The organism is Nostoc flagelliforme FACHB-838 (assembly GCF_014698065.1).
In the GTDB taxonomy this organism is placed as follows: domain Bacteria; phylum Cyanobacteriota; class Cyanobacteriia; order Cyanobacteriales; family Nostocaceae; genus Nostoc; species Nostoc flagelliforme_B.
This window is the reverse complement of sequence record NZ_JACJSI010000624.1, coordinates 1-2408: the sequence shown is the minus strand read 5'-3', so window position 1 is coordinate 2408 and position 2408 is coordinate 1. Positions and strand designations below refer to the sequence as shown.

Here is a 2408-nt window from a genome sequence, read left to right as displayed (position 1 = left end):
TCAATTCCTGCCGATTTCCCTTATATTTGCAGTGTCCAGATAAAGGACTATGTATATCAAGTTTGGAAATGCTTATCGTGGCTCTATTGCAGCGCCAATTTACTCACAGTATTTCGAGTAAAAGCACGTATATAACCCACTCCTACTAACTAAAATTCAATGGTCTTTATAGTTTAAATGGATGAATCACGGTTAGTCTTATTGACTATTGGAGTTGTATCACTGTCAACATTTAACTCTTTGCGCCGAACTGTTTGTTGAACCTCTACATTTTCTTTGCCTATAACTTTTTGTACCCTGACTTCTTCGCGCACAAAAGCTTCCTTTTGGACATCTGCAACTTCTTCAGCCAGTATTATTTGTTTATTCTATAAATACTGTAATCAAAAATTAGCGATTCTTAGTCCAGTTAAAATTAATCAAGTAACTGTGTTTTAAACATGAAGCTACCTCAAATGATTAGCACAATATTTGCAGCAATTACCTTTGGATATCTTGGCTCTCAATATTTAAGTAGAAATTTGATGTATCTCATCAGTGTTGGAATGGCTGGAGTTGGTGCAGTAGCATCTGTTACTCCCTCTAAAAGTCAAAAAAAGTTAGAATCTGAATTTCAGCAACAACAAAAATAATTACAATTAAAGAAATAAATTGTAAGAACAACTTATGGTAAAATTTAGGAGCCAGAATAGTTAAAGAATTAGATAAACATTTGATAGAATATCCTATCTCTAAAATTTCTCTTGTATTTGTAGCGTAGCGCAGCCCATTATAACTTCCGTGTGCTGAACTCTTGCATTTTATCGCTATTGGATTGGTCAGCAAATAAATGGTTATTAAACTCAATAAATTAGCTAACTTAGATTGAGTTGACTTGAAGCTGTTTTTGGTGTACCTACCTGCCCACTATAGGTAAGCGCCTCTTGTAATCTTGATTAGATCCAAACTTAGAGTCAAGTGAGCAAAAGGGTCAAGATATAGTTCAAAATATAGGTGAGCAATTTAAGCATAAATTGCGCGATGTAACTTTTGATCGGTAGTAATAATGTGTAAAATGTGTAGAAAATAAATTTTCATCAAATTTTGAAATCAGTCAAATAGCACTACTTATTACATTTTATACTTATAAAGTATAACAAGCATTTTTCCCCATATCATTGGGTTAATGTGTGCAGGTATCCATTACGTCTAGCCAGCTATGGCATTTCTCATAAATGAATCGTTACTCGTTAGCAAAACGATGTTTCGCGGAAGCTTTAGCTACAGCTTGGTTGGTTCTGATGGGCGTGGGAACTGCGGTAATTTCTGGTGCAGTGCCTTGGGTTGGAGTTAATGGCGTGGCGCTTGCTTTTGGCTTAAGTTTGTTAACTGCTGCCTATACTTTTGGTTCTATAAGCGGATGTCATGCTAACCCCGCAGTCACGATTGGTTTTTGGGTAGCCAAGCAGTTAGTTTCTAAAGACGTTTTGCCATATATAGGCAGTCAGGTTCTCGGCGGAATCTGGGGGAGTACTATCCTGTTTTTGATTTGCATGGGCAAGCCTGAGTTTACAACAGCTAACTTTGGTTCTAATGGGGTGGGAATTCACTCCCCTGGTAACTATAGTTGGTGGGCTTGTGCATTAGCGGAATTCATTGTTACCTGTGGCTTTGTGCTGCTGATCTTGAGCGTAACATCTTCTCCCGTTTTCAAACGGTCTGCACCCATTCCCATAGGTTTAGGGCTGACCCTGGTGCATCTTATCCTTATTCCTGTGACAAATGCCAGCGTCAATCCTGTGCGATCGCTAGCCACAGCTATCTTTACTCGCGGTTGGGCATTGGCTGACCTTTGGATTTTCATTGTATTCCCAGTTTTAGGTGGAGTTTTAGCGGGTATGGTGGCCCGATCGCTGCAAAAACCAGACATCTAATACAAATCACAAGCGCATTCTCACTTAATGTCCTGTATGAGCGTAAATAAGAAAGCCTCTCTATTGAGAGGCTAAATTATGAACTCCTAGCACATTTAACCAAATAGGTCAAAACCTGATACAGCAAATGCCCCAGCTATAGCTGAAGCCGCCAAAAAACAAAAGCTGTGTTAAATAACCACCAAGCCGCACCTGAGACGGCTTTTTTGGTTTCAACTGCTTGTTTTTGTGCTTGTTCTTTGATTGCATTGAGGCGTTTTTGAGTTTCTTGCTGGATGCGTTCGGCTCTTTGCAGTACAGTATCCCGTGTGTCTTCGATTTGGTCGATAATCTTATTAGCTTGCGCTTCGGAAATATCCTCACGCGAACTGAGGACAGCAACCAATACGGTTCGGTTAAGCTCTAAGCAGTATTGATTACAGAAAAAGTAAGTGTTTCCAATTTAACTCCTGCCCCCTTATGTACTGGCTTCTTGGACGGAAACTTAGCCCTAGT

General features: G+C 39.4%; 3 protein-coding genes and 1 pseudogene. 2 read left to right on the top strand and 2 right to left on the bottom strand.

The features are described from left to right. Positions 1 to 173: 173 nt before the first annotated feature. Positions 174 to 353 carry a DUF2382 domain-containing protein gene (locus H6G97_RS49860; protein ID WP_199350187.1) on the bottom strand — a complete coding sequence of 60 codons (180 nt, stop codon included), beginning with the start codon at positions 351 to 353 and terminating at the stop codon, positions 174 to 176. A gap of 102 nt (positions 354 to 455) precedes the next feature. Here H6G97_RS49860 and H6G97_RS49855 point away from each other — a divergent pair, with 102 nt between their 5' ends. Beyond that, positions 456 to 632: a hypothetical protein gene (locus tag H6G97_RS49855; RefSeq protein ID WP_190947625.1), complete on the top strand. Its 177-nt coding sequence runs from the start codon at positions 456 to 458 to the stop codon at positions 630 to 632. 582 nt (positions 633 to 1214) lie between these two features. Further along, positions 1215 to 1913: an aquaporin gene (locus H6G97_RS49850; RefSeq protein ID WP_190947624.1), complete on the top strand. Its 699-nt coding sequence runs from the start codon at positions 1215 to 1217 to the stop codon at positions 1911 to 1913. A gap of 95 nt (positions 1914 to 2008) precedes the next feature. Here the strand turns inward: H6G97_RS49850 and H6G97_RS49845 are convergent. After that, a pseudogene (locus tag H6G97_RS49845) lies at positions 2009 to 2307 on the bottom strand (hypothetical protein); the annotation flags it as partial. Positions 2308 to 2408 lie beyond the last annotated feature (101 nt).

What these genes read in the sequence shown, in the direction of transcription:
- H6G97_RS49850 (WP_190947624.1), top strand. Translation starts at nt 1,215, where the DNA reads ATGAATCGTTACTCGTTAGCAAAACGATGTTTCGCGGAAGCTTTAGCT.
- H6G97_RS49855 (WP_190947625.1), top strand. Translation starts at nt 456, where the DNA reads ATGATTAGCACAATATTTGCAGCAATTACCTTTGGATATCTTGGCTCT.